Below are 25,130 nucleotides of genomic sequence, written 5' to 3' on the forward strand. Positions count from 1 at the left end.
CCGGCGCCGTTTAATCGATAGAAATCAGGTAGGTGTAATCCACTTCAATCTGGCGCAGTTTGGATTCCGGATTCCACTCTTTGGTTTGAATGATCTCCATTTCCATACTGCCGCGCACCTCATCCTTCAGCCCCGGCATCACATGCGACATCAGGTAGCCGAAAAACTGCAGACACTCTTTCGCCGTGCCCTTATGGTTGATGGAGATAAACTCGCGGCTCGGCAGATGGAAGGTGTCGATCTGATGGTTGGAAAGAATATCCTTTTTGTGTTCAGGATCGACCGCCATCACCAACGTGGACGAGAGCTCGTCGCCCTCCCCGGCATGAGGAGAATAAATGCTGTAAATTCGCCGACAGTCAACGTGCAACCCCTTGAAGAAGTCGTTGAAAATCTCGTCCTTCATCGCCATGCAGGAAGAATATTCCAGCTCCTGTTCGGAGGCGAAATCCAACCGGCGCGTGAAGCCGACCAACTGCATGTCGGGCAGCGTCAACCGCTTCACTTCCGGATAATAACCGGCACCGTAGCTGGCTTCGAAGTTAAAGCGCGGCATCAGGTTTTTCACGTCCCAGTGCGCCATCGAGCGGTAGCGATTGGGCGTGGTGCCGAAGCGCTGCTTGAACATGCGGGTGAAGGTCTGCTGTGAATCGAAGCCCAGCTCATCGGAAATGTCGATGATGGAGCGGCGAGTAATGCGCAGCGCCACCGCGGCGCGCGTCAGGATGCGCGAACGGATATAGGTGGCGAGTTGAATGCCGGTAATACGCTTGAATTTACGCTGCAGATGCCACTTGGAATAGCCCGAAATACGCGCGACTTCATCCAGGTTTGGCCGTTTCTCCAGATGTATCTCCACCCACTCAATTAGCTCTTCAATAAAAAAAATGTCTTCATTTGTCATTATTATGGATTCACTGACTCAATAATGTTCGCGATAGTAACCTACACGGATTATGTGAAAGTTGTTATTTTGTGCGGAAATCTGGAGAAAAATGATATCTCATTCAGACGCTTAACCCATTTTCCGCGGTCGATGGCGGCACAAGTTCCACTGACAATTCCTCACGTTAGCCCATTTACCGGCCAAAAAAAAATCAAATCGCGCCGTCCCGATCGCCAGATGTGCGGAAAGCCGAATACCCCTACCATTAAGGCGTATTACCCTCGCATCGAATCAGGTAGAATGCTCGGCTATTATTTTTTGCCGCGCCCGCAATTCGGCGCATCGAAACTGCCGCAGGCGCGGCGCAGAAGGTATCGTTACTCTATGAAGTTCAGGCCGGTATCACCCACAGCCGCCAAAGGCTTACACATCGCCAGCTCGCCGTTCACCCACAACCAGCAAAGCACCAGCCGCATTATGCTGTGGGTGATGTTGGCGTGCATTCCCGGCATCGCGGCGCAGATTTGGTTTTTCGGCTACGGCGTGTTGATCCAGGTGGCGCTGGCGGCGATCGTCGCGCTGGCGGCGGAAGGCGCGATCCTAAAACTGCGCAAGCTGCCGGTGCGCAGCCGGCTGGCGGATAACTCCGCCCTGCTGACCGCGCTGCTGCTCGGCATCAGCCTGCCGCCGCTGGCACCCTGGTGGATGATCGTCATCGGTACGTTCTTCGCCATCGTCATCGCCAAGCAGCTGTACGGCGGCCTTGGGCAGAACCCGTTCAACCCGGCGATGGTCGGTTACGTGGTGCTGCTGATCTCCTTCCCGGTGCAGATGACCAGTTGGCTGCCGCCGGATGAGCTGCGCGCCACCGCGCTACCGTTCCACGACACACTGCTGGCCATTTTCAGCGGCCATACTTCGCAAGGCGCGACGCTGCATGAACTGCAGATGGGCGTGGACGGCATCAGCCAGGCCACGCCGCTCGATGGCTTCAAAACCGGCCTGCGCAGCGGCCACAGCGTGGAACAGGTGTTGCAGCAGCCGCTGTTCGGCGGCGCCCTGGCTGGCATCGGCTGGCAGTGGGTCAACCTCGGCTTCTTGGCCGGTGGTCTGTTTATGCTGGCGCGCCGCCTGATCCATTGGCAGATCCCGTTCAGCATGTTGGCCGCCATCGCTTTCTGTTCCGGTCTGGCCTGGTGGCTCGATCCGGCGCATCAGGCTTCGCCGCTGATCCACCTGTTTTCCGGCGCCAGCATGCTGGGCGCGTTCTTCATCGCCACCGACCCGGTCAGCGCCTCCACTACACCGAAGGGCCGTTTAATCTACGGCGCGCTGATCGGCGTGCTGGTGTGGCTGATCCGCGTCTATGGCGGCTACCCTGACGGCGTGGCCTTCGCCGTGCTACTCGCCAACATCACCGTCCCGTTAATCGACCACTACACGCAGCCGCGCGTGTACGGCCATCGCTAAGGAGCCGCCATGCTGAATTCCATGAGAAAGCACGGCACCACGCTGGCGGTGTTTGCGGCGGTCACCACTGGCCTGACCGCCGTGGTCTACGCCCTGACGAAAACCACCATCGCCCATCAGGCGGCACTGCAGCAAAAAGCACTGCTCGATCAGGTGGTACCGCCAGAAAACTACGACAACATCATGCAGAACGAGTGCTTCCTGGTCAGCAACCCGGCGCTCGGCGACGGCGCGCCGCACCGTTTATACCTGGCGCGCAAAAACGGGCAGCCAACCGCCGCTGCGCTGGAAACCACCGCGCCGGACGGTTACTCCGGCGCCATCAAGCTGCTGGTCGGCGCCGATTTCAACGGCACGGTGCTCGGCACCCGGGTGATTGAGCACCACGAAACCCCGGGGCTGGGTGACAAAATTGAACTACGCATTTCCGACTGGATTTCTTTCTTCAGCGGCAAGAAAATCGAAGGCCCTGACGATAAGCGCTGGGCGGTGAAGAAAGACGGCGGTATGTTCGACCAGTTCACCGGCGCGACCATCACCCCGCGTGCGGTGGTCAATGCGGTGCGGCGCACGGCGTTGTATATGGAAACGCTGCCGCCTAAACTTGAAAGCTTACCTGCGTGTGGAGCCAGCGAATGAGTGAAGCCAAAGAATTGATCGTCCAGGGGTTGTGGAAAAATAACTCCGCCCTGGTGCAGCTGCTGGGCATGTGTCCGTTGCTGGCGGTGACGTCCACCGTCACCAACGCGCTGGGCCTGGGGCTGGCCACCACGCTGGTGCTGACGTTGACCAACGCCTCCATCTCCGCGGTGCGCCGCTGGGTACCGAGCGAGGTGCGTATTCCTATCTACGTGATGATCATCGCCGCGGTGGTGAGCATCGTGCAGATGCTGATCAACGCCTATGCCTTCGGGCTGTATCAGTCGCTCGGCATTTTTATTCCGTTGATCGTGACCAACTGCATCGTGGTGGGCCGCGCCGAAGCGGTGGCCGCCAAGAAACCGGTCGGCCTCTCGGCGCTGGACGGCATGGCTATCGGTCTCGGCGCTACTGGCGTGATGGTGACGCTGGGCTCGATGCGCGAACTGCTGGGCAACGGCACGCTGTTCGACGGTGCCGACCTACTGCTGGGCAGTTGGGCCAAGTCGCTGCGCATCGAAGTGGTGCACTTCGACAGCCCGTTCCTGCTGGCGATGCTGCCGCCGGGTGCCTTTATCGGCCTGGGGCTGCTGCTGGCGGTCAAATATCTGATCGACGAGAGAATGAAGGCGCGCAAAGCCCGCGCCGTGGCAGTGGAACCGCTGTTGGAACAAGGACGTGCTGAGAAGGCCTGATGAACAAGCAGAAGCGACTGGAAATTCTGACCCGGCTGCGCGACAACAACCCGCACCCGACCACCGAGCTGGTGTACACCACGCCATTTGAACTGCTGATTGCGGTGCTGCTGTCTGCGCAGGCCACCGACGTAAGCGTCAACAAGGCGACCGCCAAGCTGTACCCGGTCGCCAACACCCCCGCCGCCATGCTGGCGCTGGGGGTTGATGGCGTCAAGGAGTACATCAAGACCATCGGTCTGTTCAACAGCAAGGCCGAAAACGTGATCAAGACCTGCCGCATGCTGCTGGAGCTGCACGGCGGCGAAGTACCGGAGGATCGCGCCGCGCTGGAAACACTGCCGGGCGTCGGCCGCAAGACCGCCAACGTGGTGCTCAACACGGCCTTCGGCTGGGCGACCATCGCCGTCGACACCCATATCTTCCGGGTGTGTAATCGCACCCACTTCGCGCCGGGCAAGAACGTCGATCAGGTGGAAGAGAAGCTGTTGAAGGTGGTGCCCGCCGAATTCAAGGTCGATTGCCACCACTGGCTGATCCTGCACGGGCGCTACACCTGCATCGCGCGCAAACCGCGCTGCGGTTCCTGCATTATCGAAGACCTGTGCGAGTATAAAGAAAAGGTTTATCCGGAATCCTGAGCCTGTTGGGTGCGGCAAACCGCACCCGTCGCTTCATCTCTCCCCGCCAGCGCCTCTTTTTTATCGGAAATGTGATATCGCGCAGCAGTAACCCCGGTGTTATCACGGTTTTCAGTGAAAAACTCAGTGCCGTGTTATTTTCAAGCGAAAAATTAGTCGAAAATTGCGGTGAACGTCACGCTTTCAGGATCACAAGGCGTTCACAAATGCCAGCCCCGTTTTCTTAAATTTCTATAATTTTACAAAATGCGTCATATGCACAACATTCCAATGGATTAATAACCACACATACACTGATGCGCTAAAAAATAGCAATTCAGCAGAATATATCCCTGTTTAAAATCCGTATAGCTTTTAATCAAAACAAAAAATCGGCAAATCATTAAAACCCGAAAGTTAATACTGCATAACATTTGCAACATCGCAGCATAATCCTGCGAGCGTTAAATGTAACCGAATATGACAAACTGCTTGCCACGTTGACAAAGATAGTGAACATTAACCGCCGTCCCCATCCTATAACAACGCAAAAGGATGCCGTTCCGCATCAACTTTTGTACTTTCCCGTCCTCCAAAGACGGGCTGCGAAAAAACAGAGGTACCAGTGTCAACAGCAAACAACCAACACCCGGAGAGCGTTAGCCTTAACGCGTTCAAACAACCGAAAGCGTTCTATCTGATCTTCTCGATCGAACTGTGGGAGCGTTTCGGCTATTACGGCCTGCAGGGCATCATGGCGGTTTATCTGGTCAAGATGCTCGGCATGAGCGAAGCCGACTCCATCACCCTGTTCTCTTCCTTCAGCGCCCTGGTATACGGCTTCGTCGCCATCGGCGGCTGGCTGGGCGACAAGGTGCTGGGTGCCAAACGCGTGATCGTGCTCGGCGCACTGGTGCTGGCCGCCGGTTACGCCATGGTGGCCTACTCCGGCCACGACATCTTCTGGGTCTACATGGGTATGGCGACCATCGCCGTGGGCAGCGGCCTGTTCAAGGCTAACCCGTCCTCCCTGCTGTCCACCTGCTATGAGAAAGACGATCCGCGTCTCGACGGCGCCTTCACCATGTACTACATGTCGGTGAACATCGGTTCCTTCTTCTCCATGCTGGCCACCCCGTGGCTGGCAGCGAAATACGGCTGGAGCGTGGCGTTCTCCCTGAGCGTGGTCGGCATGCTGATCACCCTGGTCAACTTTATGATGTGCCACAAGTGGGTGAAGGAAAACGGCTCCAAGCCTGACTTCAAGCCGCTGCATCTGCCGAAACTGCTGATGGTACTGGTCGGCATCGTGGCGTTGATCGCCGTGTCCAGCTGGCTGCTGCACAACCAGGTGATCGCGCGCTGGGCGCTGGCCCTCGTTTCCGCCGGCATCGTGCTGGTGTTCGCCAAGGAAACCTTCGCCCTGCACGGCGCCGCACGCCGCAAGATGATCGTCGCCTTCCTGTTGATGCTGGAAGCGGTGGTGTTCTTCGTGCTGTACAGCCAGATGCCAACCTCGCTGAACTTCTTCGCCATCCACAACGTGGAACACAGCATCTTTGGCGTTGCCTTCGAGCCGGAGCAGTACCAGGCGCTGAACCCGTTCTGGATCATGCTCGCCAGCCCGATTCTGGCCGCGCTGTATAACAAAATGGGCGATCGCCTGCCGATGCCGCACAAGTTCGCTTTCGGTATGATCCTGTGCTCCTGCGCCTTCCTGGTGCTGCCATGGGGCGCCAGCTTCGCCAACGAACAGGGCATTGTGTCGGTCAACTGGCTGATCCTGAGCTACGCGCTGCAGAGCATCGGTGAGCTGATGATTTCCGGCCTGGGTCTGGCGATGGTGGCACAGCTGGTGCCGCAGCGTCTGATGGGCTTCATCATGGGTTCCTGGTTCCTGACCACCGCCGCCGCCGCGCTGATCGCCGGTAAGGTTGCCGGTCTGACCGCCGTCCCAAGCGACATCAACGACGCGCACGCTTCGCTGGCCATCTACAGCCATGTGTTTATGCAAATCGGCATCGTCACCGCCGTCATTGCTATCCTGATGATGCTGACCGCGCCGAAACTGTACCGCATGACGCTGGATACCACCGAAGACGCCAATCAGAAAGCGCAGGAAGCCACCGCGGCTCACTGATCGTCGGCAGATTGGGCGTAAATAAAAACACCGAGGTTAACGCCCCGGTGTTTTTTTATGCCCGCAATAAACGGGTTTACGCTGATTTGGGTTTATCGCTCAGGTTAGCCCACATGAATTCGCTTACCAGTGCGCTGTGGAATGCCGCCTGTTGCTTGTCGGCGGCGGCGCTGTGCCCGCCTTCGGTATTTTCATAGAAATAAGCCTGCTGATACCCCATCGCCTGCATGCGCGCCGCCATTTTGCGCGCGTGGGCCGGGTTGACCCGATCGTCGCTGGTCGCGGTATAGAACAACACCGGCGGATAGGCCGTCTGCGTCTGAATGTTGTGGTACGGCGAGAAGGTCTTGATGTAGGCCCACTCCTCCGGCTTGCTCGGGTCACCGTATTCGGCGATCCACGACGCGCCGGCAGAAAGCTGCGTATAGCGCTGCATGTCCAGCAGCGGCACTTCGCAAACGATGCAGCCGAACAGCTGCGGATACAACGTCAGCATATTGCCCACTAACAGGCCGCCGTTGCTGCCGCCGCGCGCGCCCAGATGCGGTGCCGAGGTCACCTTGCGTGCGATGAGATCTTCGGCCACGGCGGCGAAATCCTCGTAGGCGCGATGGCGGTTCTGCTTGAGCGCCGCCTGATGCCAGGCCGGGCCGTATTCGCCGCCGCCGCGGATGTTGGCCACCACGTATACCCCACCGCGTTCCAGCCAGGCCGGCGCCTTGCCGCCGAGATAGCCCGGCAGCAGCGGCACTTCAAACCCGCCGTAGCCATACAGCAGCGTCGGCGTGCTGCCGTCCGGTTTGAGATCTTTGGCGGCAATCTGGAAATACGGCACGCGGGTGCCGTCCTTGGAACGCGCAAAATGCTGGCTCACTTGGTAGCCTGACGCGTCAAAATCCTGCGGCGCCTGTTTCAGCAGCGTCGCCTCACCGCCATCGAGGTTGCCCATATACAGCGAGGTCGGTTGCAGGAATCCGCTGACCGTCAGGAAATAGGCGTTACTCTCTTCGTCGATGCCGCCGGCGGAAAGGGTGCTGATGGCGCCGGGGTTGCCCAGCGGACGACGTTGCCAGCTGCCGCCCTGCGGCGTCAGCACTTCCAGACGGTTGACCACGTTATCCATGATACTGAGGATCAGATGATCGCGGGTGCCGCTGTAGCCGCTCAGCGCCTGCTCCGCCGTTGGGGTAAACAGCAGTTGCAGCTCGCGCTTACCCGCCAGATAGTCATCGAAGTTGGCCGCCAGCAGCGCGCCGGACGGATAGCGCTTGCCGCCCACCTCCCAGTCGCTGCTCGGTTTGATCAGCAGCCATTCCCGATGCGTATCCAGCTCGGCGTCGGCCGGGATGTCGATTTTTTTCTGCCGGCCGTCCTGCATCAGCAAGAAATAGTCGCGGCGGTAGAAGTCCAGGCTGCGGCCGACGAAATCGCGCTCAAAACCCGGCGTGCGGTCGTGATAGGCGAAGACCGCCATGTCCTCGGGCTGCGCTTCGTACAGCGTTTCGGCGGCGCTCAGCGGCGTGCCGCGCCGCCAGCGCTTGGCGATGCGCGCGTAGCCGGACTGGGTCATCGAGCCGGGGCCGAAATCGGTGGCGATGAACAGCGTATCCCGATCGACCCAGGAGACCCGACTTTTCGCCACCGGTACATTAAAACCGTCTTTGACGAAGCGTTTGGCCACCAGATCGAATTCGCGGATCTCGGTGGCGTCACCGCCGTCCGGCGACAGCTGCATCAGGCAATAACGGTATTCCGGCGCCAGCGGTTGCGAGCCCTGATAGACCCAATCCTTGCCCTCCGCTTTGCCCAACGCATCGATATCCAGCACCGTCTCCCAGGCCGGTTTGGCCTTGCGGTACTCGTCCAGCGTGGTGCGCCGCAGCAGGCCGCGCGGGTTGGCCCGATCCTGCCAGAAGTTGTAATAGTACTCGCCGCGTTTGCTCACCCACGGGATTTGGGTGTCTTTATTAAGGATATCCAGGACTTCGCGCTCAATGCGCTGAAAGTCTTCGCCCTGGCCGAAACGCGCCACGGTGCGCTGATTTTCCTGCTGCACCCATTGCAGCGCTTTTTTACCCTGCAGCTCCTCCAGCCACAGGAAGTCATCGCCGGCGGCCGCGCCGCCCTCCGCCGCCATCGCCAGGCGGATACTGTTAGGTAATGAAGTCATCGCGAATACGGCTCCTGCGGTTTGCGCACTGAGTTTAATGAACTGACGTCGATTGGTGACCGGCAAAATCAAGCTCCTTTTGAGTCGGCTGCAACGCCGCCCCGTCATGGGCGACAGCCTGTGAAATAAGAGTCATTTTCAACAAGGTAGGCGTTTGGCGGCGCGGAGTCAAAGCCCGCGGCCACCGCGTTGAGTCAGGATTGAGGATAGTGGATCAGATCGTGGATGCGCACCGTTTGTGAACTGGCGTTGCGGTAGGCGTGCGGCCGATCGGCCTGAAAGCGCATCGCTTCGCCGGCCGCCAGGCTGTGCCATTCGCCGTCGATCGCCAATTCTAGTCGGCCGCTGATCACGATCACATGCTCGATCACGCCCGGCTCATGGGGCGACGATTCGCTGAGCGCGCCCGGTGCGAGATCGATGACGAACATATCGAAACCCAGCTGGCGGTCGTAGGGAAACAGCGGCACCACGCGCATATCAGCATTGTCCTGATCGTACACCGGCAGTTCACCGTAGCGGTGCAGCGTCGCCTGTTGCTGAGCGGGCGACGCCTCAAGAAAGGCGGAGAACGCCACGTTGAAGCCGGTGGCGATCTTCCACAGCGTCGCCACCGTCGGGCTGGATTCACCGCGTTCAATCTGCCCGAGCATCGCTTTGCTGACGCCGGTGTATTCCGCCGCCTGCGTCAGGCTCCAGCCGCGCTGTGTGCGCAGCGTGCGAAGGGTGTGCGCCAAATGGCCGGCAAGTTCCTGCATCCTGTTCTCCTCTGCGTATCGTGCCCGATTATACCCGCTTGTGCGCTATAGCGCACGGTGCTATGCTGATTTCTTGTCGTGCGTTATAACGCACAATTACCGATTGGAGCTCCTCATGCGCCCAGCCCTCTCCCTGCGCCATCTGACCCTGCCCGCCATCATGGCCGGTTTTGTCGCCGTTCTGGTGGGTTACACCAGCTCTGCCGCGATCATTTTCCAGGCCGCCGCCGCCGCAGGCGCCACGCCGGCGCAGATCGGCGGCTGGCTGAGCGCACTGGGGATCGCGATGGGTGTCACCTCGCTCGGACTCTCGCTTTACTACCGCACCCCGATCCTCACCGCCTGGTCGACGCCCGGAGCGGCGCTGCTGGTCACCAGCCTGCCCGGCACGCCGATCAATGAGGCGATCGGGGTGTTTATCTTCGCTTCCGGTCTGATCCTGCTGTGCGGCGTCACCGGGCTGTTCGCCCGCCTGATGGACTACATCCCGCAGGCGATTTCTGCGGCGATGCTGGCGGGGATCTTGCTGCGTTTCGGTCTGGACGCCTTCGCTTCGCTGCAGCTCAATTTTCCCCTCAGCGCCGGCATGGGGCTGGCCTATCTGCTCAGCCGCCGTTATCAACCGCGCTACGCCATCGTGCTGACGCTGGCGGTTGGGCTGGCGATCGCCGCGCTGCAGGGCAATATCCAGCTGACGCAGCAGGCGCCGGCGTTCGCCATGCCGGAATTTATCGCGCCGCATTTCAATTGGCCGACGCTGCTCGGCATCGGCGTGCCCTTCTTCGTGGTCACCATGGCTTCGCAAAACGCCCCCGGCATCGCCACGCTGCAGGCGGCAGGCTACCGCGTCCCCACCTCACCGCTGATCGCCTGGACGGCGCTAACCGCGCTGCTGCTGGCGCCATTCGGCGGTTTCTCGGTGTGCATCGCCGCCATTACCGCCGCCATTTGCATGGGGCCGGACGTGCATCCCGATCCACAGCGGCGCTATATGGGCGCGGTGGCCGCCGGCGGCTTCTATCTGCTGGCCGGGTTGTTCGGCGGCGCCATCGGCCTGTTGTTCAGCGCGTTGCCGGTCGCCTTGATCCACACCATTGCCGGGCTGGCGTTGCTCGGCACCATCGGCGGCAGCCTGCAACGCGCGCTGCATGATGAAAAACAGCGCGACGCGGCGCTGATCGCCTTCCTCATCACCGCCTCCGGCGTCACGCTGCTCGGCATCGGTTCGGCCTTCTGGGGCATTGTCGGCGGAGCTATCGCCCATCTGCTGCTGTCGCTGCCGCGGCGAGCCTCCGAGGCGTAACGGGCGGTCTACATTGACAAGCGACGCCGTGGCGCCTTCACTTTCTCTGTCGTCTGAATGTCAATTCACCTAATAAGTGACGCCGTCACCAAGGAAGCTTATGACCGAGAAAGCCGCGCTGTTGGCCCAGCGCCTGATACGCAATGTCGAACAGGTAGAGATGAAGCATGACCGGCGGCCGCCGCTGTATGACAGCGTCGGCGCTCGTCTCGGCACCGGCACCGCCGCCGACAAGCTGGGCGCCTCCTTCGATTGTGTGGCGCCGGGCATGCGCTCCTGCCCCTACCATTTTCACTATGCTCAGGAGGAAATGTTCATCATTTTGGAAGGCAGCGGTACGCTGCGCGTGGCCGGAGAAATGCTGCCGATCGTCAGCGGGGATGTCATTTTCATTCCGCCTGGCCCGGAATACCCGCACCAGATCATCAACACCTCCGATGCGCCGCTGAAGTACCTGTCCGTCAGCACGCGCGAACAGCCGGAAGTGGTGATGTATCCGGACTCAGGCAAATACCAGGCGATGGCGCGCGGCAATGACGGCGAACAGGTGCGTTATCTGCAACGCCCTTCAGCCTCGCTCGATTACTGGCAGGATGAACCCTGAATCGCCGGCCGGCAACGGGAGATCCAACGCGCGCGCCGCCAGCTCGGCCACGCGGAAGTCGATATCCGCCGCCTGCCCGTCTTCCATAAACCAGGCGGCGGAGAGCCCCGCCCAGGCCAGGATCCATTGCAGCAAGCGCCGGCGTTCCAGCCCGGCCAAGCGACAGACCTGTTCCACGCGCCGCTGGAAAATGGCCGGATCGGTGGCGATGCCGTAGTTGGGATTACAGAAGATATTGGCGTAATCGAAGCCCCGTTCGCCGTACAAACGCTTGGGATCGATCGCCAGCCAGCCGCGTTCGCCGAAGTCCAGCACGTTGTCATGGTGGATATCACCGTGCAGCACGCTTTCATCTCGCGGGCTACTCAGCAATTCCGCCGCCGTCGTGGCGCTGAGACGCAGCATGCCGCCGTGCGCCTGCGCCGCCGGCCACAGCGAGCTGAACCACTCTTGCAACGGGATCAATTCGGGCAGCGGTGCCGCGCGCGGCGCATGCAAGGCGGCGATCGCCCGGCACAGGATCGCCGTGGCCTGCTCATCGTCGCCATCACGCACCAGCTGCGCCAACGAGCTTTCGCCCTGTGCGCGCTCCAGCAGAATGCCGTCTTCGTGCCACGCCAACACCTGCGCGGCGCCTTCCCCGCGCCACCAGCACATCAGCTGGCCGCCGAAGCGCTCCTCCTGCTCGCGGGCGATCTTCAGCATGGCGGCCTCGCCCCGGTAACGCACCGGCATCAGCAGGCTGCTGTGGGTTTCGAAGGCTTTACCGTCCTGTTCCAGTTGCCAGCGTTGCAGGTAGGGAGTAAAAAGCGGGTTCATCGTCTCATGCGTCCTTGTGGCCGATCTGCGCCGCACTGTCACATTCGGGTGAGAGACGACGTATAAAATAAAGAGGGATGATACGCTCATATATCATCGGTGTGCGGCGTCTGGCCGCCGTTTCCTCAGTATCCTAACCAAGTTTGTCGATTTTATTAACCGGTCTTGCGCGGGGTTTGATCATGACATCATTAAAACGCACGAATTATCCGCAGTTGCCTACGCCGGGCGGCCCCTATGTGCATGCGGTGCGCCACGGCGATCGCCTGTATGTGTCGGGCTTGACGGCCTTCGCCACCGACGCGCAAGGCTTGAACGCGCCGGAACAGACGCAGGAGATCCTCGAGCAATTGGCGACCATCGCCGCCAGCGAAGGCGTGAATCTCAAGGCCTTGATTAAAATCAGCGTGTTCCTGACCGACATCGCCGATCTGGCGGGCGTGCGCCCGGTGCTGTTTGACTATTTCGACGGCGCGCTGCCGGCCTGTTCACTGATGGCGGTCAGCGCGTTGTTCTCACCGCAGGTGTGCGTAGAGATAGAGGCGGTGATGGCGTTGCAATAATGCGCGGCTAGAGCACAATGCTGATTCAGTTAAGCGTTTTTCTGCAGGCGTTCGTGACATTTTCGGTCGATAAAAGTGAGATGCCTCATGTGGCTCACGCACCTCGACCGAGCCAGGGGCCGAAGGCGCGGCCCCTGGCAACCCGCGCCTTTGCCCTATCAGACGGTTGGCTTTGCCAACTGCCCTCTCTCCGCCATAGCACATTGAGGCCGGTTGCGACAGGCGTCCCTGCCTGTCTCACCTAAAACCGCCGTCCATGGCGGTTTCTCCTAATGCGCTATGCCTGCGTTCGGCGTCTTCAAGGGCGCCCAACACCGCGCTCATCTCCAACTTCTCTGCCATAACCTCATCAGCGGCAGATTTCCCGGTAGCTGCCAGCTCGGGTGTTGACCTTTAACGCGCATCACCGGCTGCCGAGCAAGGCGGCGTTGTCAGGGGCAACCGGCCAGGGAAGGCCGGTTGAGGCGAGACTAACAGGGACGTTTGTCGCAGCCGACCCGCCCGACAATGCAGACACGGCGAGGGTATCCGCGCAGCGGACAGGCGGTGTTAAGCAAAGGCGCGGGTGTAGGGGCCGCGCCATCGGCCCCTACAATTGCCGTTCATGTTGGCCACAAAGAAATGCGGAACATTGACGGCAATTCCCCTGCACAGAACGCCCAGAGGCTGGATAAGAAAAATGCCACTCAGGCTTAAGTGAGCGGCATTGCGGCTAGAGCGCACCTTCATCCGGCATGCAGGGGCCGATCTTGAACCAGGCTTTGGCGATCTGCCCCTGTTCCACTTCGTAAATGGCGATGACATCCATTTTGCCGCGCCCCTGCGGGAAGTTGCGCGTCACCACTTCCTGATCGACCACCATATTCCCCACCGCCATGCGTTTTATCCGTTCGCCATACAGACTCGGCTCCTGGAAACGCACAAGATGCCGTTCACGGATCGCCGCCTTGCCGCTGGCCAGCAGCGTGTCGGGATGCTCGTAATACTGCGCGTCGTCCGCCCAGCAGGCCATAAAGGCCTCGATGTCGCGGGCGTTATAGGCGTCAAGCTGTTGTTGAACCACATCCTGCGGGCGTGCCGTTTTATCGTTCATCACATCCTCCTGCCGAAGTTAACCGCCGCATACGTCGAACCCATCACGTTAACCGCCCAGTGCTGCAGCTTGATGACACGGCGAGTTTTGAATAAAAAACCAAAAATAGCGAATAAATAACCTATCACGCCCGATGGGTAATTCAAGCGCCCGCGCATAAATTTTCTGCGCCGCGCCAGGGGCGGTGAAAACCGCATAACGCCACGCGTTAATCTTTGCGGCGGTTAGGGAAATTCTGCTAATTTAGCGTGAACAGCCTGATGATAACGAAACGCTATGCAGCAAAAACCGGTGTTGGACGAAGCCAGACAGTTAAAACGACTCAACGCCGCCACGCGGCGCCAATCCCATATGTACAAATGGATCGCGCTGATTGCTGCGCTAGATGCGCTGTTGGTGTTTTGGTATGACCGGGATATGCGCAACGTCACCTTCTCGGGAGCGGTTGCGCTGGTGTGCGGCTATTTGTGGATCCGCGATCGCAACAAGGCCCGGGGTTACCGGCGCGAGTTCGACCGCAAATTCGGCAAGCGCAGCGGCGATTAAGGCTGCATTGCTTCCAGCACTTTAGCGCTGTCGACGATCTGCACGAACTTCACGATTTTTCCGGCGCGAAGCGTATAAATATGCGCAAAGGAGGCGCTGAAGGATTTGCCGGTGGCCCGGTAAGTGCCGTGATAAAAACCCTGAGCGATCACGTTGTCGCCGGCATCGTAAAAGTGATCGACGTCGGCGCGGTAACCTTGCCATTCGCTGCCCAGGCGCTGATGCACGTTCTTGATGATGTTCTCCGGGCCGATATAGGTACCGGCGTAAGGGAAACCCGCGGCTTCGGTCCACTCTGCATCGGGGGCCAGCGCCGCCAGCAGATTGCGGCCGTTTTCTTCGGAGCTGCCTTCATAGGTTGCGCGCACTATTTCAAGAGGGGTTGGCATGTCTCTTCTCCAAATGGCTGATGAGGATATTCCGGCCATCCCCGCGGACACAGGCTCTCACCAAGCGGAGACGGCGGAATGCGGCTATTCTAGGTTGCTTGTTTCGCTGCAAAAACCGCAGTTATGACAATAGTGGGTTGCACTTTAGTAAACAATAGCCATTTTTCTGTCATTTTCCCGGCATCCGACACGGCTATGCTGATTGACCGATTTTCCCCAACAGGAGCTGAACGTGTCTTTACCCTCGCTGACGCAAGAGTTGTTACAACCGTTTTCCCCCTACCAAACGCTGGCGCAAACGCTGTTGCCGCTCACCCTCGAGTCGGACGACGGTTCGCATGACGTGGCGCACCTGCATCGAGTCTGGAAGAACTGCCGCCACATCAGCAAGCTGGAAGGCGGCGACCGGCGCATTCTCTGCGCGGCGGTGCTGCTGCATGACGCCGTGGCGGTGGAAAAAAACTCGCCGCAGCGCCATCTGGCCTCGCGCATGGCGGCGGAGCAAGCCACGCTGACGCTGACCCGGCTGGAATGGGCGCCGGCGGACATCGCGGCGGTAGCCCACGCCATTGAAGCGCACAGTTTTTCCGCTGGCATCCCCCCGCAAACGCTGGAGGCAAAGATCCTGCAGGACGCCGATCGTCTCGACGCCATTGGCCTGATTGGCGTGGCGCGCTGCTTCTATATCGGCGGCCGCATGCGCAGTGCGCTGTACGACGCCGCCGACCCGCGGGCCGAACATCGCCAATACGACGACAAACGTTTCAGCCTGGATCACTTCGAAACCAAGCTGTTCAAACTGCAAGACGGCTTCCAGACTGCCGCCGGGCGGCACATGGCCAAGCTTCGCACCGAACGCATGCGGCGTTTTGTCGATGATCTGCTGGAAGAGGTGTAATGCCGGCCTACGGGGCATTTTCGTTATGCCCATAACATTTTCGGTCACATAACACCGTTAAACTGAAAGCCAACTTCACCGAACGGGCGGCACAGATGAAAAAGTTGACGTTGAAAGAGATGACGGAAAGCGAGCAACGGGAAGTCAAAACCGAGCTGGACAAAGCGCGTAAAAGCCACGGCCGGCCGCTGACCAACGCCGAACAGCACAAGGTCAAGGATGAAGTGGTGGCGCGCATCATGGCCGCCAGAGCAAAGCTCGCCAAGGCAGAGCGTGCAGAACGCAAAGCCAACCGCTACCGGCCAAGCGGCGACACCTTCAGTTGGTCTGCCACTATCGGCTCCCGCCCGCCGCGCTGAGCCAGTCAAACCCTCCCCGCCGCGGCGGGGATTTTATTTATTAGCCAAACTCATCCCTGCTGATGAATCATGAATAACAATGTTATCAATCTGTTGTAAATTGACAGCCTGATGAAGAATATTCATTATCACCCCACTTCCCCTTTTCACGAGACTGCCATGGCCTACCCACGCAACGCTGATATTCTGATGACACCTGCGTTGTCCGTTGGCGGTTTGGCGGCGGTTAAATCGAAGAAACAGACGCTCATTTGACCGGGGCGCGCTGTCCGGTCAGATGAGCTGACTGGATGGCCTGCAACGCCCCGCCTTCAATTTTCTCATCTGGCTTCTCTGTCGGTCACACAGAAGGAATATTTTATGGCCTCATTTTCGGGTATTTGGGTGGCGATGGTTACCCCTTTCAATCAAGATGCCGTCGATCTGCCGGCGGTTAAACGCCTGGCGCGGCACCTGCTCGACGCCGGCATCGACGGCCTGGTGGTCTGCGGCTCTACCGGTGAAGCCGCCGCGCTGAGCAAGGAAGAACAGCTGGCGGTGCTCGACGCCGTGCTGGAGGTGGCGCCCGCCCATCAGGTGGTGATGGGCCTTTCCGGCAATAACATGGCCGCCACGCTGCAGATGCAGCAGGCCATTCAGCTGCGCGACATCGCCGGCGTGCTGATCCCGGCGCCTTACTACATCCGCCCTTCGCAATGCGGCCTGATCGACTATTTCACCCAGTTGGCCGACGCCTCCACCGTGCCGGTGATCCTGTACAATATTCCGCAGCGCACCGGCATCGCCATGGAGCTGGCCACGCTGCGCCGGCTCGCACGTCACCCGCGCATCACCGCCATCAAGGACTGCGGCGGCAACCCTGACGCTACCATGGCGCTGATCGCCGACGGCGAAATCGATGTGATGACCGGGGAAGACAATCTGATCCTCACCACGCTGTGCCTCGGCGGCACCGGTGCCATTTCCGCCGCCGCGCATGTTCACCCGGAACGTTTCGTCCAGCTGGTACAGCAAGTCGCCACCGGCGATCTGGCCGCTGCGCGCAGCAACTTCTATGAGCTGCTGCCGATGATCCACCAGATGTTCAGCTTCCCGAATCCGGCGCCGGTCAAGACGGTACTGGCCCAACAGGGGCTGATCGCCAATGAGTTACGTTCGCCCATGCAGGTGGCGCCGCAGGCGCTGCAACAGCAGATCGCCGCAACGCTGGCGCAGTTGCAGACAGCCGAGGCGCTCATCGGTTAAATTTGTAAGCTAAGCCGCTGTAATTTTGGCGCTATGGGACTACGATGAGAGGTTAAGCATGCCCGTCATTCGTCATCAACAAGGAGCTTCCGATGAAACTGTTCTATAAAGCCGGCGCCTGTTCGCTGTCCCCGCATATCGTGCTGCGCGAGGCAGGGCTGGATTTTACGGCGGAGAAGGTCGATCTGGCGCAGAAGAAAACCGAGAGCGGCGCCGATTACCTCGCCATCAATCCCAAGGGACAGGTCCCGGCGCTGCTGCTGGACGATGGCAGCCTGCTGACCGAAGGCGTGGCGATCGTACAATACCTGGCGGACCGCGTGCCTGACCGCAACCTGATCCCGGCGGCGGGCACCCTGTCGCGCTACCACGCGATCGAATGGCTGAACTACATCGCCACCGAACTGCACAAAGGGTTCAGCCCGCTGTTCAACCCGAAGACGCCCGAGGAATACAAAACCATCGCGCGCGCCAGGCTGGAGCAGCAGTTCAGCTATCTGGATTCGGTGCTGGCGAAGCAGCACTTCCTGTTGGGGAGCCGTTTCAGCGTGGCTGACGCCTACCTGTTCACCGTGCTGCGCTGGGCATTCGCCCTGCAGTTTGACGTGCGCAAGCACGCCCATCTGGCGGCCTGGTTCGATCGCGTTGCGGCGCGCCCGGCGGTAGATGCGGCGCTGAACGCCGAAGGATTGAAGTAAACACTCGGCCCCGGTGGCTATCGCCGGGGCCCGTTGCACTTACAGTTTTACCGCTTTGAATTCGCTGCGCGGCTGCACGATCCGATCCTGCGCCGCCACTACCTGCAGCTCGTATTCCCCCATCTCCTGAGTCGTCAGCATCACCTCATACACGGCGGCGGTCACGTGCTCCAGCGCTTTATCCAGCGCCTCGCCCTTCAGCAGATCCACCAGCAGCAGACCGCTGGTCAAATCGCCGACGCCGACCGGCTGACGCGCGCCGAAGTCCACCAGCGGCCGGCTGATGTGCCAGGCCTCGTCCGCCGTCACCAGCAGCATTTCGAAACAGTCGGCGTGATAGCCGGCGCGGGCCAGGTGCTTGACCAGCACCAGCCGCGGCCCTTTGGCAATCAGCACGCGGGCGGCCTGCACCGCATCAGCCACGTCGGCGACGGCCATCTGGCTCAGCATTTCCAGCTCCAGCAGGTTCGGCGCCACCATGTCGCTGCACGGCAACGCCTGGCGGCAGTGAAACTCGGCCACGCCCGGCGCCACGATACAACCTTTTTCCGGATGCCCCATCACCGGATCGCAAAAATACCAGGCGTTCGGGTTCGCCTGCTTAACCTGACGCACGATCTCCAGAATATGGTCACCCTGCTCCGGCGAACCGATATAACCGCTCAGCACCGCATCACAGCGCTTCAGTTGATCGATATTGGCGATACCCTGCGCGATCTCAGTCAGGTGGCTGGCCGGCATGACGCAGCCGGTCCACTGGCCGTATTGCGTATGGTTGGAGAACTGCACCGTGTTCAGCGGCCAGACGTTGACGCCCATGCGGCGCATCGGAAACTCAGCCGCACTGTTGCCGGCGTGACCAAACACCACGTGCGACTGGATAGAAAGAATGTTTTTCATCGACAGAACTCGTTCGGAATACGGCAGCCGGGCGGCTGCGCAAAAATAAAGGGGCCGCCAGGGCCCCTTACCGTCATTATTCGCTTACTGCCAATCCACCAGGCAGTAGTGTTTCTTGCCGCGACGCAGCAGCGTGTAGCGGCCGAACAGACGATCTGAATCGCTGAAGCGGTATTCGGCATCGGACTGTTTCTCACCGTTGATGGTCACCGCGTTGGAGCCGATCATGGTGCGCGCCTGGCCGCGTGACGGCACCAGTTCGGCATTCACCAACGCCTGCTGCAGATCGGCGTCGCCATCCAGTTTGATGGTCGGCATACCGTCCTGCGCCAGCTGGGCGAAGTCCGCTTCGGTCATGTCATGCAGCGCACCGGAGAACAGGCTCTGGGTGATGCGCTTGGCGGCCGCCAGGCCTTCCGCACCGTGCACCATGCCGGTCACTTCCTCCGCCAGCACGTACTGGGCGCGCGGCGCCTTGCCGCTGTTTTTGTCTTCTTCTTCCAGCGCGTTGATGTCTTCCAGGCTCATGAAGGTGAAGAATTTCAGGAAGCGGTAAACGTCGGCGTCGGCGGTGTTGATCCAGAACTGGTAGAACTTGTACGGGCTGGTTTTTTCCGGCGCCAGCCAGACCGCGCCGCCTTCGGTTTTACCGAACTTGGTGCCGTCTGCTTTGGTGATCAACGGCACGGTCAGGCCGAACACCTGCTTCTGGTGCTGACGACGCGTTAGATCGATACCCGAGGTGATGTTGCCCCACTGGTCGGAACCACCGATCTGCAGCTCCACCTGGTGGCGGTTGTACAGCTCGGAGAAATCGTAGCCCTGCAGCAGGTTATAGGAGAACTCGGTGAAGGAGATGCCGGAGTCGTCGCGATTCAGGCGCTGCTTGACCGCTTCCTTGTTGATCATCTGGTTGACGGAGAAGTGCTTGCCGATGTCACGCAGGAAGGTCAGCACGTTCATGCCGCCGAACCAGTCGTAGTTGTTGGCCGCGATGGCACTGTTGCTGCCGCAGTCGAAATCGAGGAACGGGGAAACCTGTTTGCGGATCTTCTCGACCCACTCGTTCACCGTATCGGTGGTGTTCAGCTTGCGCTCCGCCGCTTTGAAGCTCGGATCGCCGATGAGGCCGGTGGCGCCGCCCACCAACGCAACCGGCTTGTGGCCGGCCAGCTGGAAGCGCTTCAGGCACAACAGAGGAACCAGATGGCCCAAATGCAAGCTGTCAGCGGTCGGATCGAAACCGCAATACAGTGCAATTGGCCCTTGCGCCAGTCGCTCCGCTAACGCTTCCTCATCCGTAACCTGGGCAACGAGGCCCCGCTCTTGCAGTTGTTTAATCAAGTTGCTGCTTGCCATCAATGACTCCATGTATAAACGAATGCACCTTTGCCGGTACACGGCCTTTCGCCCAGTGGCGAAATAAAAATTCAGGGTAGCGCATAGAATAAAGCGCCGGCGGCGTCAGCACCAGCGCTTAGAGGGGATTTTACGTCTTCAAGGTGCCAGTCGGTCAATTTTCCAGTCATTCCCGTCCCGCTGATACAGGAAACGGTCATGCAGGCGATGGGCGCCGCCTTGCCAGAACTCGACGGAGTCAAATTTCACGCGGAATCCGCCCCAGAAACTCGGCAACGGCACTTCGCCCTGCTGGAACTTTTGCTTCAACTCGAGGAATTTGCTTTCCAGCACGCCGCGCGCGGAAATGCGCGACGACTGCTGCGACACCCAGGCGCCGATCTGGCTGTCCTTCGGCCGGCTGTTGAAGTACTTCAGCACGTCGAGGGTCGACAGGCGCTCCACCTGCCCCAGGAAAATCACCTGACGGTCGAGCATGTGCCAGGGGAACAGCAGGCTGATATGCGGGTTTTGCGCCAGCTGCTGTGCCTTGCGGCTGCCGAGGTTGGTGTAGAACACCAGCCCCTGCTCATCGAAATGCTTGAGCAGCACGATGCGCTGATACGGCTGGCCGTGTTCGTCGACGGTGGCGACGCACATGGCGGTAGGATCGGCCAGGCGCGCGTCGCAGGCCTGTTTCAACCAGCGCTCGAACAGTTCGAGCGGGTTGGCGGTCAGATCGTTGCGGCGCAGGCCGCCTCGGGTATATTCACGGCGCAGGTCCGCAACATCAAACTCATTCTTTTCAATCATCTGGTTTATCGACCAACTGAAAAAATCCGTCGTTACATTCTGCGCCTGCGGCGTCAGGAACTCAATCGCTCCGACGCCGCCGTGACCGTCACTCCGTCAACACGCAGTCGCTCATGACTACCTTGCCGTTGCGCTCAAGATAGGCGTTACGATCTTTCGACCAAAAAGTGTATTTACCGTCGCTGTATTTGGCACCGGTCAGCGCCAGCACCTGCTTAAGATGCAGTTGCTCGCCGTCCATCAGCAGGCTGACTTCGCTCGCCTTGCCGTCGAGCCCCACCGTCAGCGGCGTAGTGCCGCACTGGTAGTGCATCGTCTGGCTGCTCTGCGGCAGGATGTAGCTGCAGCCGGACAACGCCAGCGCGCCGGCGACGAAAATGACTTTTTTCATGCTGTTGCTCCTTAGAGAAATCCTTCACAGGTTATCCTAACAGAGCTAACGGCCCCTCAACGGCAAAACCGGATAAATCCCACCCAGCACCGTTTCACGGCTGGCGCCGGTGACCGAAGGCAGGTTGCCGGCCTGGCCGGACAGCGTGCGAAACGCCAGCCAGGCAAAGGCCAGCGCCTCCATGTCGTCTCCGCTGACGCCGCAATCGTCGGTCAGCCCGACCTCCGTGCCCGGCAACAGCGCAGACAGGCGCGCCATCAGCAGCGTGTTGCGCGCTCCGCCACCGCAGACCAGCAGGCGCTCGCACCCGCCGGCCAGTTGTACCTGTTCGCTGATGCTGACGGCGGTCAGCTCTGTCAGCGTGGCCTGCACGTCGACCGGCGCGATCGCCGGCAATCCGGCCAGCTGCCGCTCCAGCCAGGCGATATTGAAATACTCGCGGCCGGTGCTTTTCGGCGCCGGTAGCGCAAAGTAAGGATCCGCCAGCATTTGCTGCAACAGCGGCAAGCAGACTCGCCCCTGCATCGCCCAGCCGCCGTCCTGATCGTAAGGTTGCGCACGGTGACGCCAGACCCAGGCATCCATCAGCATATTGCCCGGCCCGGTATCGAAACCGCGCACCGGCGCACCGGGCAACAGCAGAGAAAGGTTGGCAATGCCGCCGACGTTCAGCACCATACGCCGCTCGACGGGATGCCCCAGCAGCGCCTGATGAAACGCAGGCACCAGCGGCGCGCCCTGCCCGCCGTAGGCCATATCGCGCCGGCGGAAATCGCCGACGGTGGTGATATTGGTCAGCGCGGCGATGCGATTGTTGTCGCCGAGCTGCATCGAGAAACGCGCGTCGCCTTCCGGTTCGTGCCACACCGTCTGGCCGTGGCAACCGATGGCGGTGATCTGCTCGGCGTCGATGCCGGTTTGCTTCAGCAGGCCAAGCACCGCCTCGCCAAACAGCGTGCCCAGCCGTGCGTCCAATCGGCCGACGGCGGCCAGCGTGGTCTGCTGCCCCTGGCACATCCCCAGGATCTCTTTTTTCAGCGCGATCGGCATCGGATGGCTATAGCTGGCCTGCTGCGCCACCATGCGATCGTCGATCGCGGCCAATACCACATCGATTCCGTCCAGACTGGTGCCGGACATGACGCCTATATAGCGGCCTGACTTCATAGCAACATCCTCTAACCCGCGCGGTAAGCAAATTTCATCCTGACAAATAAACCAGAATTGCCGGATTAACGCCATGAATTATGATGCTTTTTTTACAGGCCGTGAGCCAGGTGCGCCGCGGTGGCACATTTCATGTGTTAAACCGTGCGTTAACCGGCAACGGAATGTCGGTGAGGCTGTCATAAAGGTAAACCGCGGTTTATTATTGGTTGAACAGAGAAAAGTTAAGCTGCGTGCAGCGATGAGGCATGGCGCTGTATCAACTTTCAGCCATACTTTGTCTATCATTTTCACTGAATCTTGCCTGGTGAGCATTGCCAGGTTATGGACTACTACCATCAGGAGTTTTATATGATCAAGCGTCTTCTCGTCGTTGCCGTCGCCGCCGTTACGTTGGCTGGGTGTGCCAATGAATCCATGTCCGGCGATGTCTACTCGTCCTCGCAGGCCAAACAGGTGCAGAACGTCACCTACGGGACGCTGGTTTCCGTGCGTCCGGTGAAAATTCAGGGCGGGGAAGGTTCCAACGCCTTGGGGATGATCGGCGGCGCAGTGATTGGCGGGCTGTTGGGTAACACCGTTGGCGGCGGTACCGGTCGTACGCTGGCTACCGCGGCGGGCGCTATCGCCGGCGGCGCAGCAGGCAACAGCATCGGTGAAGTGGCCGGCCGTACCTCAGGCTACGAGCTGGAAATCAAAACCGACCAGAAAGAGAACATCGTCGTGGTGCAGAAAGCGGGCGACACCAAGTTCAGCCCGGGCCAGCGCGTGCGCATGGCGCGCATGGGCGACACCATCACCGTCTCTCCGCTGTAAGTCAGCCGGCGGCACACGGCAAACCGGAGGCAATCGCCTCCGGTTTTATTTCTGATGCTGTGAAACTGTAATCGTAGAAAATAAGAATATTATTATTTGTTCTGCAGTTCGGTGATATTTTGTTCTAACTTGCCAATCAGCCCTACCAACAGATGCACTTCGTCGGCGGTAATGCCGCTTAAAATCTCACTGCGCGTAGACGTGATCACACTATCGACTTCTCTGATGATCGGATCGGCCGCTTCGGTCAACTTGATGCGCTTCGCGCGGCGATCGTTGGCACAGGTGTGACGCGTGATAAGCCCCTTCTCCTCCAGTTGGTCCAGCGTGCGAACCAGTGACGGTTGCTCGATACCGATCGCCTTGGCCAGCTGGATTTGCGACTGCTCCGGCGGCAAGCGATTGATATTGTGCAACGTAACCCAATGCGTTTGGGTCAGCTCCAACGGCTTGAGCCGGTGATCGATGAGCGCTCGCCAAACACGAACCAATCGTGCTAAATCTGAACCTAATGTTGACTCCACTTACCCCTCCTTATAATTAGCATGCTAACATTACCTCCCAGAGCTTAGACTATTTTGGGTAACTCACATTAAAAACACAAATGTATATAATGTATATTGTGGAAATAACCACTATTTTTAGCCGCTATTGTTTAATCGTTATGCAAATATTCAACATATTCACCCTTAGGGATTGTTAATGTGAATACATCATGGTTACACACCTCATCCCCCTTACCCGATTTGGTCCTGGGGGCATCGCTTTATTTTCCACCTATATTTAAAGCTTTTTTACTAGGACTGGTCTTATGGCTGCTGATTCATCAGCTGCTGAGAGACTGGATGTATTCCGGTGAAATCTGGCATCCCATGTTGATGGACCTGTCCATTTTTGTTCTGACCGTCAGCGGTTCCTTATGGATTTTAGCGAGTTGGTAACCCATGCAGCATAAAACATTAAAATACTTCTCTACGGTGATCGTCTGCGCCATTGCCGTCTGCGCCGGTTGGTGGCTCTGGAATTATTATATGCAATCCCCATGGACCCGTGACGGAAAAGTGCGCGCAGAACTCGTCAATATCACCCCTGAAGTCTCTGGAAGATTAGAGAAAATAAGCGCGAATGACAATCAGTTCGTACCTGCGGGAAGTCTGATTTTTACCCTCGACCCGGTGCCCTACCAGATTGCGCTGGACAATGCCGAGGCCGCGGTGGCAAAAGCGCAATCCGATCTGGCCAAAGCGGACCATGAGGCTGCCCGCCGCCGCGGTTTACCGCGTAACGTTATTTCCGCTGAAGACTTGGACGAGTCCAATTTAGCCGCTCAGGCAATGAAGGCCGCCTATAAAGCCGCCCTGGCCAACCTGGAACAGGCCAAATGGAATTTGAGCAAAACCAAAATTTATGCGCCAACCGACGGTTATATCACCAACCTGCAGGCACGCGTCGGAAACTACGCCAACGCCGGCACGCCCCTGGTGGCGTTGGTGGATGTGCATTCGTTTTATGTGCTCGGATATTTCGAAGAAACCAAGCTGAAGCATATAAAAGAAGGCAATAAAGCGGACATCGTTTTATATAACGGCAACACGCCGCTACAGGGGGAAGTAGAGAGCATCGGACGCGCCATTTACGATCAGAGCGTCGACAGCAGCAACGATCTATTAATGGACGTTAAGCCCAATGTTCCTTGGGTACGTTTGGCCCAGCGTGTGCCGGTGCGGATAAAATTGCTCAACGTGCCCGCCGATTTGACGCTGGTCGCCGGTACCACCTGCACCATTTCGATTCATCAGCGGAACTAAAG

28 protein-coding genes are annotated in these 25,130 nt (G+C 59.3%); 16 read left to right on the forward strand and 12 right to left on the reverse strand.

The window, feature by feature from the left end; translation table 11 throughout:
* Positions 1-10: 10 nt before the first annotated feature.
* Positions 11-904, reverse strand: a complete 894-nt coding sequence (locus tag ACJ8HA_RS06545; RefSeq protein WP_025302685.1) for a helix-turn-helix domain-containing protein — start codon at positions 902-904, stop codon at positions 11-13.
* Positions 905-1,270: 366 nt separating this feature from the next.
* Between ACJ8HA_RS06545 and rsxD the strand changes: the two genes are divergently transcribed.
* The 5 genes from rsxD to dtpA all read left to right on the forward strand — a co-directional run bounded on the left by rsxD (position 1,271) and on the right by dtpA (position 6,450).
* Positions 1,271-2,356: an electron transport complex subunit RsxD gene (gene rsxD, locus ACJ8HA_RS06550; protein ID WP_025302684.1), complete on the forward strand. Its 1,086-nt coding sequence runs from the start codon at positions 1,271-1,273 to the stop codon at positions 2,354-2,356.
* Between the two features lie 9 nt (positions 2,357-2,365).
* A complete protein-coding gene (gene rsxG / locus ACJ8HA_RS06555) occupies positions 2,366-2,995 on the forward strand; it encodes an electron transport complex subunit RsxG (RefSeq protein ID WP_049204302.1) in 630 nt (209 codons plus the stop codon).
* Positions 2,992-3,690: an electron transport complex subunit E gene (locus ACJ8HA_RS06560; RefSeq protein ID WP_025302682.1), complete on the forward strand. Its 699-nt coding sequence runs from the start codon at positions 2,992-2,994 to the stop codon at positions 3,688-3,690. The genes rsxG and ACJ8HA_RS06560 overlap by 4 nt, the downstream gene beginning before the upstream one ends.
* A complete protein-coding gene (nth, locus tag ACJ8HA_RS06565; protein WP_442515269.1) occupies positions 3,690-4,331 on the forward strand; it encodes an endonuclease III in 642 nt (213 codons plus the stop codon). Before ACJ8HA_RS06560 ends, nth begins: the two co-directional genes overlap by 1 nt.
* 604 nt (positions 4,332-4,935) lie before the next feature.
* Positions 4,936-6,450, forward strand: coding sequence for a dipeptide/tripeptide permease DtpA (gene dtpA, locus ACJ8HA_RS06570; RefSeq protein WP_049209389.1), 1,515 nt, complete (start codon positions 4,936-4,938; stop codon positions 6,448-6,450).
* A 76-nt stretch (positions 6,451-6,526) separates the two neighbouring features.
* On the opposite strand, the gene ACJ8HA_RS06575 is transcribed toward dtpA, so the two are convergent.
* The gene (locus ACJ8HA_RS06575) at positions 6,527-8,620 is read right to left on the reverse strand and encodes a prolyl oligopeptidase family serine peptidase (protein WP_060447237.1); all 2,094 of its coding nucleotides are present in this window, start codon (positions 8,618-8,620) and stop codon (positions 6,527-6,529) included.
* Between the two features lie 194 nt (positions 8,621-8,814).
* Complete coding sequence (locus tag ACJ8HA_RS06580; RefSeq protein ID WP_025302679.1) at positions 8,815-9,378, reverse strand: helix-turn-helix domain-containing protein; 564 nt, start codon at positions 9,376-9,378, stop codon at positions 8,815-8,817.
* Between the two features lie 115 nt (positions 9,379-9,493).
* Between ACJ8HA_RS06580 and ACJ8HA_RS06585 the strand changes: the two genes are divergently transcribed.
* Together ACJ8HA_RS06585 and ACJ8HA_RS06590 are read left to right on the forward strand one after the other, a co-directional pair.
* Positions 9,494-10,681, forward strand: coding sequence for a benzoate/H(+) symporter BenE family transporter (locus ACJ8HA_RS06585; RefSeq protein ID WP_025302678.1), 1,188 nt, complete (start codon positions 9,494-9,496; stop codon positions 10,679-10,681).
* A 100-nt stretch (positions 10,682-10,781) separates the two neighbouring features.
* A complete protein-coding gene (locus ACJ8HA_RS06590) occupies positions 10,782-11,285 on the forward strand; it encodes a cupin domain-containing protein (RefSeq protein ID WP_033652588.1) in 504 nt (167 codons plus the stop codon).
* Here the strand turns inward: ACJ8HA_RS06590 and ACJ8HA_RS06595 are convergent.
* Positions 11,250-12,104, reverse strand: a complete 855-nt coding sequence (locus ACJ8HA_RS06595) for an aminoglycoside phosphotransferase family protein (RefSeq protein WP_025302676.1) — start codon at positions 12,102-12,104, stop codon at positions 11,250-11,252. The genes ACJ8HA_RS06590 and ACJ8HA_RS06595 overlap by 36 nt on opposite strands.
* Positions 12,105-12,286: 182 nt before the next feature.
* Here ACJ8HA_RS06595 and ACJ8HA_RS06600 point away from each other — a divergent pair, with 182 nt between their 5' ends.
* Complete coding sequence (locus tag ACJ8HA_RS06600) at positions 12,287-12,667, forward strand: RidA family protein (protein ID WP_025302675.1); 381 nt, start codon at positions 12,287-12,289, stop codon at positions 12,665-12,667.
* A gap of 712 nt (positions 12,668-13,379) precedes the next feature.
* On the opposite strand, the gene ACJ8HA_RS06605 is transcribed toward ACJ8HA_RS06600, so the two are convergent.
* The gene (locus ACJ8HA_RS06605; RefSeq protein WP_025302674.1) at positions 13,380-13,760 is read right to left on the reverse strand and encodes a nuclear transport factor 2 family protein; all 381 of its coding nucleotides are present in this window, start codon (positions 13,758-13,760) and stop codon (positions 13,380-13,382) included.
* Positions 13,761-14,036: 276 nt separating this feature from the next.
* Between ACJ8HA_RS06605 and ACJ8HA_RS06610 the strand changes: the two genes are divergently transcribed.
* Positions 14,037-14,306: a hypothetical protein gene (locus ACJ8HA_RS06610; RefSeq protein ID WP_004938382.1), complete on the forward strand. Its 270-nt coding sequence runs from the start codon at positions 14,037-14,039 to the stop codon at positions 14,304-14,306.
* On the opposite strand, the gene ACJ8HA_RS06615 is transcribed toward ACJ8HA_RS06610, so the two are convergent.
* Entirely contained in the window at positions 14,303-14,695 is a 393-nt protein-coding gene (locus ACJ8HA_RS06615) for a nuclear transport factor 2 family protein (protein ID WP_004938379.1), read from the reverse strand. The two genes, ACJ8HA_RS06610 and ACJ8HA_RS06615, sit on opposite strands and share 4 nt — an antisense overlap.
* 202 nt (positions 14,696-14,897) lie before the next feature.
* On the opposite strand from ACJ8HA_RS06615, the gene ACJ8HA_RS06620 reads away from it, so the two are divergent.
* The 4 genes from ACJ8HA_RS06620 to gstA all read left to right on the forward strand — a co-directional run bounded on the left by ACJ8HA_RS06620 (position 14,898) and on the right by gstA (position 17,895).
* A complete protein-coding gene (locus ACJ8HA_RS06620; protein ID WP_212637253.1) occupies positions 14,898-15,593 on the forward strand; it encodes an HD domain-containing protein in 696 nt (231 codons plus the stop codon).
* A gap of 95 nt (positions 15,594-15,688) precedes the next feature.
* Positions 15,689-15,952: a DUF3811 domain-containing protein gene (locus tag ACJ8HA_RS06625; RefSeq protein WP_004938373.1), complete on the forward strand. Its 264-nt coding sequence runs from the start codon at positions 15,689-15,691 to the stop codon at positions 15,950-15,952.
* Between the two features lie 360 nt (positions 15,953-16,312).
* The gene (gene dapA, locus ACJ8HA_RS06630) at positions 16,313-17,197 is read left to right on the forward strand and encodes a 4-hydroxy-tetrahydrodipicolinate synthase (protein ID WP_025302672.1); all 885 of its coding nucleotides are present in this window, start codon (positions 16,313-16,315) and stop codon (positions 17,195-17,197) included.
* A 92-nt stretch (positions 17,198-17,289) separates the two neighbouring features.
* The gene (gene gstA, locus ACJ8HA_RS06635) at positions 17,290-17,895 is read left to right on the forward strand and encodes a glutathione transferase GstA (RefSeq protein ID WP_025302671.1); all 606 of its coding nucleotides are present in this window, start codon (positions 17,290-17,292) and stop codon (positions 17,893-17,895) included.
* A gap of 39 nt (positions 17,896-17,934) precedes the next feature.
* On the opposite strand, the gene pdxY is transcribed toward gstA, so the two are convergent.
* The 5 genes from pdxY to anmK form a co-directional block, all read right to left on the reverse strand.
* The gene (pdxY, locus tag ACJ8HA_RS06640; RefSeq protein WP_049209382.1) at positions 17,935-18,795 is read right to left on the reverse strand and encodes a pyridoxal kinase PdxY; all 861 of its coding nucleotides are present in this window, start codon (positions 18,793-18,795) and stop codon (positions 17,935-17,937) included.
* Positions 18,796-18,879: 84 nt separating this feature from the next.
* Positions 18,880-20,154, reverse strand: coding sequence for a tyrosine--tRNA ligase (tyrS, locus tag ACJ8HA_RS06645; RefSeq protein ID WP_043141190.1), 1,275 nt, complete (start codon positions 20,152-20,154; stop codon positions 18,880-18,882).
* 138 nt (positions 20,155-20,292) lie between these two features.
* Positions 20,293-20,946 (reverse strand): pyridoxamine 5'-phosphate oxidase, encoded by a 654-nt coding sequence (gene pdxH, locus ACJ8HA_RS06650; RefSeq protein ID WP_025302668.1) that lies wholly within the window; start codon positions 20,944-20,946, stop codon positions 20,293-20,295.
* Between the two features lie 88 nt (positions 20,947-21,034).
* Positions 21,035-21,337, reverse strand: coding sequence for an MliC family protein (locus ACJ8HA_RS06655; protein WP_043141183.1), 303 nt, complete (start codon positions 21,335-21,337; stop codon positions 21,035-21,037).
* A gap of 45 nt (positions 21,338-21,382) precedes the next feature.
* Entirely contained in the window at positions 21,383-22,504 is a 1,122-nt protein-coding gene (anmK, locus tag ACJ8HA_RS06660) for an anhydro-N-acetylmuramic acid kinase (RefSeq protein ID WP_049204297.1), read from the reverse strand.
* Positions 22,505-22,855: 351 nt separating this feature from the next.
* Between anmK and ACJ8HA_RS06665 the strand changes: the two genes are divergently transcribed.
* Positions 22,856-23,320: a glycine zipper 2TM domain-containing protein gene (locus tag ACJ8HA_RS06665; protein ID WP_025159710.1), complete on the forward strand. Its 465-nt coding sequence runs from the start codon at positions 22,856-22,858 to the stop codon at positions 23,318-23,320.
* 92 nt (positions 23,321-23,412) lie between these two features.
* Here ACJ8HA_RS06665 and slyA read toward each other — a convergent pair whose 3' ends face one another.
* Positions 23,413-23,844, reverse strand: coding sequence for a transcriptional regulator SlyA (gene slyA, locus ACJ8HA_RS06670; protein ID WP_004931301.1), 432 nt, complete (start codon positions 23,842-23,844; stop codon positions 23,413-23,415).
* Positions 23,845-24,024: 180 nt separating this feature from the next.
* Between slyA and ACJ8HA_RS06675 the strand changes: the two genes are divergently transcribed.
* The gene (locus ACJ8HA_RS06675) at positions 24,025-24,261 is read left to right on the forward strand and encodes a DUF1656 domain-containing protein (RefSeq protein ID WP_004931303.1); all 237 of its coding nucleotides are present in this window, start codon (positions 24,025-24,027) and stop codon (positions 24,259-24,261) included.
* Positions 24,262-24,264: 3 nt separating this feature from the next.
* Positions 24,265-25,128 (forward strand): efflux RND transporter periplasmic adaptor subunit, encoded by an 864-nt coding sequence (locus tag ACJ8HA_RS06680; protein ID WP_004931305.1) that lies wholly within the window; start codon positions 24,265-24,267, stop codon positions 25,126-25,128.
* The last annotated feature ends 2 nt before the right edge of the window (positions 25,129-25,130 follow it).

Origin of the sequence: Serratia sp. CY33802, from assembly GCF_052169095.1 — a bacterium.
In the GTDB taxonomy this organism is placed as follows: Bacteria; Pseudomonadota; Gammaproteobacteria; order Enterobacterales; family Enterobacteriaceae; genus Serratia; species Serratia bockelmannii.

Coding starts and splice junctions, on each gene's coding strand:
- tyrS (WP_043141190.1), bottom strand. CDS start 20,154: ATGGCAAGCAGCAACTTGATTAAACAACTGCAAGAGCGGGGCCTCGTT.
- rsxD (WP_025302684.1), top strand. CDS start 1,271: ATGAAGTTCAGGCCGGTATCACCCACAGCCGCCAAAGGCTTACACATC.
- ACJ8HA_RS06575 (WP_060447237.1), bottom strand. CDS start 8,620: ATGACTTCATTACCTAACAGTATCCGCCTGGCGATGGCGGCGGAGGGC.
- anmK (WP_049204297.1), bottom strand. CDS start 22,504: ATGAAGTCAGGCCGCTATATAGGCGTCATGTCCGGCACCAGTCTGGAC.
- pdxY (WP_049209382.1), bottom strand. CDS start 18,795: ATGAAAAACATTCTTTCTATCCAGTCGCACGTGGTGTTTGGTCACGCC.
- dapA (WP_025302672.1), top strand. CDS start 16,313: ATGGCCTCATTTTCGGGTATTTGGGTGGCGATGGTTACCCCTTTCAAT.
- ACJ8HA_RS06605 (WP_025302674.1), bottom strand. CDS start 13,760: ATGAACGATAAAACGGCACGCCCGCAGGATGTGGTTCAACAACAGCTT.
- ACJ8HA_RS06590 (WP_033652588.1), top strand. CDS start 10,782: ATGACCGAGAAAGCCGCGCTGTTGGCCCAGCGCCTGATACGCAATGTC.
- ACJ8HA_RS06680 (WP_004931305.1), top strand. CDS start 24,265: ATGCAGCATAAAACATTAAAATACTTCTCTACGGTGATCGTCTGCGCC.
- ACJ8HA_RS06600 (WP_025302675.1), top strand. CDS start 12,287: ATGACATCATTAAAACGCACGAATTATCCGCAGTTGCCTACGCCGGGC.
- gstA (WP_025302671.1), top strand. CDS start 17,290: ATGAAACTGTTCTATAAAGCCGGCGCCTGTTCGCTGTCCCCGCATATC.
- ACJ8HA_RS06655 (WP_043141183.1), bottom strand. CDS start 21,337: ATGAAAAAAGTCATTTTCGTCGCCGGCGCGCTGGCGTTGTCCGGCTGC.
- nth (WP_442515269.1), top strand. CDS start 3,690: ATGAACAAGCAGAAGCGACTGGAAATTCTGACCCGGCTGCGCGACAAC.
- ACJ8HA_RS06665 (WP_025159710.1), top strand. CDS start 22,856: ATGATCAAGCGTCTTCTCGTCGTTGCCGTCGCCGCCGTTACGTTGGCT.
- ACJ8HA_RS06615 (WP_004938379.1), bottom strand. CDS start 14,695: ATGCCAACCCCTCTTGAAATAGTGCGCGCAACCTATGAAGGCAGCTCC.
- rsxG (WP_049204302.1), top strand. CDS start 2,366: ATGCTGAATTCCATGAGAAAGCACGGCACCACGCTGGCGGTGTTTGCG.
- ACJ8HA_RS06625 (WP_004938373.1), top strand. CDS start 15,689: ATGAAAAAGTTGACGTTGAAAGAGATGACGGAAAGCGAGCAACGGGAA.
- ACJ8HA_RS06610 (WP_004938382.1), top strand. CDS start 14,037: ATGCAGCAAAAACCGGTGTTGGACGAAGCCAGACAGTTAAAACGACTC.
- ACJ8HA_RS06595 (WP_025302676.1), bottom strand. CDS start 12,104: ATGAACCCGCTTTTTACTCCCTACCTGCAACGCTGGCAACTGGAACAG.
- ACJ8HA_RS06585 (WP_025302678.1), top strand. CDS start 9,494: ATGCGCCCAGCCCTCTCCCTGCGCCATCTGACCCTGCCCGCCATCATG.
- ACJ8HA_RS06545 (WP_025302685.1), bottom strand. CDS start 904: ATGACAAATGAAGACATTTTTTTTATTGAAGAGCTAATTGAGTGGGTG.
- pdxH (WP_025302668.1), bottom strand. CDS start 20,946: ATGATTGAAAAGAATGAGTTTGATGTTGCGGACCTGCGCCGTGAATAT.
- ACJ8HA_RS06580 (WP_025302679.1), bottom strand. CDS start 9,378: ATGCAGGAACTTGCCGGCCATTTGGCGCACACCCTTCGCACGCTGCGC.
- ACJ8HA_RS06560 (WP_025302682.1), top strand. CDS start 2,992: ATGAGTGAAGCCAAAGAATTGATCGTCCAGGGGTTGTGGAAAAATAAC.